Origin of the sequence: Rhodococcus sp. R1101 (assembly GCF_000278445.1) — a bacterium.
GTDB lineage: Bacteria > Actinomycetota > Actinomycetes > Mycobacteriales > Mycobacteriaceae > Rhodococcus > Rhodococcus gordoniae.
In genome coordinates this window covers 1-6,787 of record NZ_AJVB01000190.1, presented here as the reverse complement: position 1 = coordinate 6,787, position 6,787 = coordinate 1, and the positions used below count along the sequence as shown (strand labels likewise).

The window sequence follows — 6,787 nt, the reverse complement described above, 5'->3', positions numbered from 1 at the left end:
ATGTGGTCGAGCGAGGCCAGCATCCGTGCCGCGTGGAACGGCGTGAAGAAGCTTGCCGAGACGGTGGTGACCAGACCGATGTGCTCGGTCGCGCGCGCCATGGCCGCCAGCGCGGTGAGGGGTTCGAGGAACCAGGTGGTGCCCGCCGTGTACTTCGGGTTGACGCTGTGACCGTCCGCGAAGAACACGGCGTCGAGGCGTCCTCGTTCGGCGGTGCGGGCAAGCTCCTCGAAATATGTGATGTCGCCGATGCGTTCGGCGGCGGAGTCGGGATGGCGCCATGCCGCCGAGTGGTGCCCGACGCCGTAGAGGAAGGCGTTGAGGTGGAGGGTGCGTGGTCCGGGCATCAGTTCATCACCAGTCCTCCGTCGACCACCAGGTTCTGCCCGGTGACGGCCCGCGACCAGTCGGATGCGAAGAACAGCACCGCGGCCGCGAAATCCTCGGGGGTGGTGACCTTCCGCAGCGGCGTCGACGACGCGATGAGGTCGAACACCGCCTCCGGCGTCGCCGACGATGCGTCGGTCGTGCGCAGTAGACCACCGGAGACCATGTTGACGCGGATCCCGTCGGGGCCGAGGTCGGCGGCGAAGGTGCGGGTCAGCGACAGCAGCGCGGCCTTGGCGGCGGTGTAGTCGTGGTACGGGACCACCGGATGCTGGAACAGATTGGTGCCGATGTTGACGACGCTGCCGCCGCCGGCTTCCCGCATGCCCGGCAGTGCCGCCTGGATGACGTTGACGGCACCACCGACGACCCCGTCGAACTGGGCACCGAATTCGGCGTATCCGATCTCGTCCGCCTTGGCGCGGGCGTCGCCGTTGAACGAGAAGTCGGGCAGGGCGTTGTTGACGACCGTGGTGACGGGTCGCCCGAAGTGCTCGCGGGCCCGCGCGAACAGCGACTCGACCTCGGCGCGGTCGGTGACATCGGCCTTCAGAGCGACGGCACGCTCGGGTCCGATCTTGTCGGCCAGTTCGTGCGCGCTCTCGCCGCTGCGCCGGTAATCGAGAACGACGGCGGCTCCTTCGTCGGCGAACGCCTGCGCGATGCTGTGGCCGAGGCCGCGACCGGCACCGGTGACGAGGACGATCCGGTTCTGCAGTGACATCTTTCTGTGCCTTCCCTGTGTCGGGAAGGGTGCGTGAGGGCGACAGACCTCAGGCCTGTCGCCGGCTCGGCATCCCTTCGCTCGCATAATCGAGATCAGGTTCGACGGGTTTTCTCTCAGCCGTGTCCGGCACCCCGTGTCGAGTCCTGCGCACAGGTTACACCTCGGGATCTCGACCCCTTCGAGACCGTCGGCGTCGGCATTCATCGGATCGTCACATCACCGACCCGGGAACTTAGCTCAGATCGGCGTTAAAATGAGCCTTTCCTGACCCGACCCGTGAAAGGAGATTCCGACGCACTCGCCGGCCCCCTACAACGCTCCCTACGTCTCCCTTTCGCAGCAGGTCGGAGACGCCCCGCCGCTCGACCGTGCCCCGGTCCTCGGACCCGCGCGCCACGAGGACGTCGTGTGGTTCGAGGACCGCTACGCGATCCCCATCACCACCACCACGCCGGACGAAGCGCAGATCGAGGACGTGCTGTTCCTGCGCCGCGTGCTCGACCGGGCGCGCATCGACTACCTGCTGGTGCGCGACGACAGCGAACGTCCGATCCTGGCGATCGACCGGTCCGATCGCAAGAGGCTGCGTGCCGCTCTCGCCGAGGGATGCTCCGACGAACCCTTCTACTCGAAGGCCGTCGGTTCGAAGCGTCGCTCGACCCTCGTCGCGGACGGACACCTGTCGCCCGGCAAGAAGGATCGGGTGTTCCGGCTGTTCCGCCCGCGGGTCGAGCTGACCAGCGGGCTGCGGTACGGCGCGTCGAACGGCGTGGACATCGAGCTGTGGACCTACACCGACGACGAAGTGATCATGCCTCGGCCGAATGCTCTGACCCGCACGACCGCACGGCGCGACGAGATGCGCCGGACGACCGTCGAACGGTACGGGCAGCTGTGGCCCACGATCGAAGGCATGTTCGACCGCCATCCCGGCGACATCCCGTTCGAGATCGACCTCGTGTTCTCCTGGGTCGACGGGTCGTCGACGTCGTTCCAGGCCGAGCGCGCGAAGCTCATGCAGAACTATGTCGTCGGTGAGGGTGACGACTCGCCGGCGCGCTACCGGCAGATCGACGAACTCAAGTACGCCCTGCGTTCGGTCCACATGTACGCACCCTGGGTGCGGCGGATCTTCGTCGCCACCGACTCGCCGCGACCGGCGTGGCTCACCGACGATCCGCGCGTGACGTTCGTCCGCAGCGAGGAGTTCTTCGCCGACCCGTCGGCGCTGCCCACCTACAACTCGATGGCGGTCGAGTCGCAGCTGCACCACATCCCGGGGCTGTCCGAGCACTTCCTGTACTCGAACGACGACATGTTCTTCGGTCGCCGGGTGAGCCCGAGCCTGTTCTTCTCCGGCGGAGGCGTCGGCAAGTTCATCGAGTGCGACGTGCGGATCGGTCTCGGTCGAAACCATTCGTCGCGCAGCGGTTTCGAGAACTCCGCCCGCATGAACCGGACGCTGCTGCAGGACCGATTCGGGGTCACCATCACCCGGCACCTCGAGCACACGCCGGTCCCGCTTCGCAGGTCGATCATGGCGGAGATGGAACAGGAGTTCGCGGACGAGTTCGCGGCGACGGCGGCTAGCCCGTTCCGGGCTGCCGACAACATCTCGGTGACGAATTCCTTCTACCACTACTACACACTGCTGACCGGCCGTGCGGTACAGCAGACGACGGCGAAGGTGGCGTACGTCGACACCACGGTGAAGACCGGACTGCGACGGCTGGACACGATCCTGGCCCGGCGCAACCTCGACCTGTTCTGCCTGAACGACGGCAGTACGCCGGAAGTCGACCTGGAGTTGCGGACGGCGAAGGTCACGCAGTTCCTCGAGCGGTACTACCCGATTCCGGCGCCCTGGGAAACCGGCTACCCGGGTCGACCGGACATCGACTAGACGCGAACGGTGAGGTCGGGGTTCTCGGGGATCCGAATGCCGGCTTCGGCCAGACGCCGCGCCGCATCCTCGGCCGTGTGGGGCTGCCCGGCGGTGGCGTAGCTTCCGCTGGGCACCACCGAGTGCACGATCGTGTCGGGATAGACGTGCACGAGGTTGAAGCCCTGCGCGCCGTCGTGCCCGCGCTGCGACCCGACCGGAACGTTCAGATCCTGCGTGTAACAGGTCGACGAAGCAACCGACACCGGGATGCCCGCGAACGTCGCCGAGGTCGAGTAGTGCAAGTGTCCACCGAGGATGGCACGCACATCGGTGCCGCGCAGCACCTCGGCAAGACCGGCCTGGTCGCGGAGTTCGACGAGCACGGCCATGTCGAAGACGCTGGGTACCGGCGGATGATGCAGTGCGAGAACGGTACCGAACGGGGCGGGTGTCGAGAGCTCGTCGGCCAGCCAGGCGAGCTGCTCGGCAGAGACCTCGCCGTGGTGATGGCCCGGAACCGAAGTGTCGAGCGTGATGATCCGCAGTCCGCCGACTCTGTGGACTTCGTCGACGGGCGCGCCGGCGGGCGCTTCGTCGAGGAGCTCTTCTCGGAAAACGGCCCGGTCGTCGTGGTTACCCATGGCCCAGACGATGTCGGCACCGAGCGCCGCCGCGAGCGGCTCGACGAGCCTGCGGAGCTTGCGGTAGGCGTCGGGTTGACCACGATCGGCGAGGTCGCCGGTGAACACCAGGGCGTCGGGACGGACCTGTGACGCACGGATGTCCTCGAGGATCAGCCCGAGGCGGGTGTCGGCGTCGACGGTGCCGTAGAGGAGTTCGTCTCCACCGACGAGGTGCGTATCGGTGAGATGAAGGAGGGTGTGCGAAGGTCTGGGATATTCGGCTGTTCGCTCAGGGGCTGGAGAACTGCCCATGATCTCTCACTTCCATTCGCCCGTTTCGGGCACTCGATCGCCATCAACGGTAGCGATTGTGTTTCTACGACTCCATGGCTTCTGGATCACATCGAGACCCAGACCCCGCGGCGAACAGCGTGTTATTGCCTGGTGACCTGCGGAAACGGAAAGATGCTTCAGTCCTGGTGATCTAGCTCACAACAGAGGGTCGTTCATGGACCGGTCGTTGACGCGGTGAACCGGGGCTCGCCCCGCGTGTTACGGCAGCGAACCCCGGTTCGGCGCGCGAACCGGGTCGACGGACGTTCGGCGTCCGACACACGACTGCCGTTCCCTCTCGACGTCCCCACCGGGAGTGCCATGGATTCACCACTACCCATCCCGGTGAGGGGCGTCATGATCCCAAAACATGCAGCCGCCTCCCGCGGTGGAGCAGTGCACTCTTCTCGGGGACATCGTCTTCGAGGAAGCGAGAAACGCGCCGAACCGGGGTTCGCCGCCGCTGTAGCACGCGCGGACCCCGGTTCGGCGCGTCAACGGCCTCCCAACAGAGTTTGTCCCCAACCCCGCGATCGATCCACAGGTGCCCCGGATCGGGAGATCGCCGCGGGTTCGGTGGGTGGCGTACCGCGCAGGATCGTCGTTGTGACTGATCCGAACATCCTCACCAACGCCTCGCTCGCCGTCGCGGGTCTCTCGGACACCGAGATCCGCACTGCCGTTCGCACCGGCTCACTCGTACGGGTCGGACGCGGCTGCTATCTGCACCGCTGCGACCTCGACGCACTCGGGCCGGTCGGCGTCCACCGAGTCCGTGCCCGACATATCGGAGCGACGCTCGGTCCCGACGAGGCGCTCAGCCACGCGTCGGCCGCGGCCCTGCACGGACTCGAGCTATGGGACATCCCACTCGATCTCGTCCACATCTCCCGACCTGCCACGCGGCGCGGCCGCGTCACCTCGCAGATCCATGTGCATCCGACCGAACTCGGCGACGACGTGGTGGTCGTCGACGGAGTAGCCGTCACGTCGGCCGCACGGACCGTCGTCGACCTCGCACGCACGCTCCCGAAGGAGCAGGCCGTGATCGCCGGCGATTCCGCCCTTCGTCTGTACCCCGTTATGCGTGAACAGGTTTCGCGCGCGCTGGTCGATGCCCGGACTCGCCACGGCCTGGCACGTGCCCGCACGGTGGTGCCGTTCCTGGACGGTCGCAGCGAGAGTGCAGGAGAGTCGCTGTCGCGTCTACGTATTGCCGAAGCGGGACTCCCGCGACCGATCCTCCAGTACGAGATCGTGGGTGGAAACGGGCGACGCTATCGCGTCGACTTCTTCTGGGAGAACGGCGTCGTCGGCGAGTTCGACGGGCGGATCAAGTATTCCGATCCGCGCGATGTGTTCGACGAGAAGCTCCGGCAGGACGCGATCCGCGACGCGGGCTACGAAGTGGTGCGCTGGACGTGGGCGGAGTTGGAACGGTTCGACGTCGTGACGGAGAGACTCCGGCAGGCTGCGCGTCGCGCCGCGAAGCTGACGCGGTGAACAGGGGCGCGCCCGGCGTGTTGCGGTAGCGAACCCCGGTTCGGCGCGCAAGCAATCACTGCGCCGTGCGGGGCTGAGGAAGGAACGTGCTAACGTCCCGCCGGCAGAAACGGATCGGGGGGTCACGTGCGTAGGTGGACGACAGTCGTCACGAAGTCGGTGACGGCAGTTGCAATAACAGTGATTCTTGTTGCGGGATGCAGCCATTCTCCAGGGCCGGCATCGATCGCGGCCGAAGGCGTGTTTCCCACCAACGACACACCGAAAGCGGTCGACCCGGAAGTGCATGCACAAATCACATTCGATCCATGTGCGGACATTCCGGAGGAGGCCTTCCGTGCGGAACGTGTCGACCTCTCCACCGGGCAGAAGTCCGAGCACACCTCCGGTGGTTACACGTCGATCCTGTGCACCTTCGACAGCATTCCCCCGGACAGTAACGATACGGGTTGGTTCGACCTGTACCTGCTGGCGTCGAACAGGACGCTCGACGAAGCCTACAAGCGGGACCCCGAGAACACCACCGAGACAACAGTCAGCGGTCGTCCCGCCCTCGTCAAGTTCGACCCGAACGTAACAAACAGCTGCGAGATATCGATGAGCACCCGATTCGGCCTGATCAGCATCAAGCACCACAACCTCACACGCGAGATGCAGCCGATGACGGACGACGCACGATGCAGCCGGACCAGAAGCTTCGTCGAGCGGATCGAGGATTCGGTGGACCGAGAAGTCGACGCAGGACGAATCATGATGGAGGTCGCCACGACCGTACGTACGCCTCGCGTCGTCGACGATTCGGAACGACCTGACATCACTTTCGATCCGTGCCTGGATGTTCCGATGGAGATACTTCTCGAAAGAGGTTTCGACGACCGTAGCAAGGATCTCACCGATCTTCCCTTCGGCACGTACACATTCATCAGCTGCTCATGGAAGAGCTTCGCCCAGACGACCGACCACAAGGATTCCTACGCGATCACTTTCCTCGCCGGCAATGTCTCCTACGAGGAATATCTCGAGCGCGACCGCGATATCTCCACCGAGATCACGATCAATAGCAGGAGAGCGCTCCTCCAGCATGACCGCAACGATTGCGCGATCATCCTGGACACGAAATTCGGCGTTCTCGTCAGCTCATGGCTGCACTTCCCCTACGACAACGAACCGATTCCTTCCGAGAAACAGTGCGCTCCCCTGTTCTCCCTCGTTCAGGACATCGAAACACTCGTCGATCTCTGACGCGGTGAACCGGGGTTCGCCCCGCGTGTTGCGGTAGCGAACCCCGGTTCGACGCGCGAGCTACACCGCGACCGGTTGCTTCGCAGG

General features: G+C 65.4%; 6 protein-coding genes and 1 riboswitch. Of the genes, 3 read left to right on the top strand and 3 right to left on the bottom strand.

The annotated features are described in order from the left end of the window. The coding region (locus R1101_RS26640) for an LLM class flavin-dependent oxidoreductase (protein WP_037223252.1) at positions 1-347 on the bottom strand (347 nt) is incomplete at its 3' end. Then, positions 347-1,111 carry a 3-oxoacyl-ACP reductase gene (locus R1101_RS0113110; protein WP_016933873.1) on the bottom strand — a complete coding sequence of 255 codons (765 nt, stop codon included), beginning with the start codon at positions 1,109-1,111 and terminating at the stop codon, positions 347-349. The genes R1101_RS26640 and R1101_RS0113110, both read right to left, overlap by 1 nt. Before the next feature lie 55 nt (positions 1,112-1,166). After that, a riboswitch (TPP riboswitch) is annotated at positions 1,167-1,258 on the bottom strand. 262 nt (positions 1,259-1,520) lie between these two features. Here R1101_RS0113110 and R1101_RS0113105 point away from each other — a divergent pair. Beyond that, complete coding sequence (locus R1101_RS0113105) at positions 1,521-3,017, top strand: stealth family protein (RefSeq protein WP_016933872.1); 1,497 nt, start codon at positions 1,521-1,523, stop codon at positions 3,015-3,017. Here R1101_RS0113105 and R1101_RS0113100 read toward each other — a convergent pair. Then, positions 3,014-3,934, bottom strand: a complete 921-nt coding sequence (locus R1101_RS0113100; RefSeq protein ID WP_016933871.1) for a phosphodiesterase — start codon at positions 3,932-3,934, stop codon at positions 3,014-3,016. The genes R1101_RS0113105 and R1101_RS0113100 overlap by 4 nt on opposite strands. 627 nt (positions 3,935-4,561) lie before the next feature. Here R1101_RS0113100 and R1101_RS0113095 point away from each other — a divergent pair. Further along, complete coding sequence (locus R1101_RS0113095) at positions 4,562-5,458, top strand: type IV toxin-antitoxin system AbiEi family antitoxin domain-containing protein (protein WP_016933870.1); 897 nt, start codon at positions 4,562-4,564, stop codon at positions 5,456-5,458. A 126-nt stretch (positions 5,459-5,584) separates the two neighbouring features. Next, positions 5,585-6,700 carry a DUF3558 domain-containing protein gene (locus tag R1101_RS0113090; protein WP_332307004.1) on the top strand — a complete coding sequence of 372 codons (1,116 nt, stop codon included), beginning with the start codon at positions 5,585-5,587 and terminating at the stop codon, positions 6,698-6,700. The last annotated feature ends 87 nt before the right edge of the window (positions 6,701-6,787 follow it).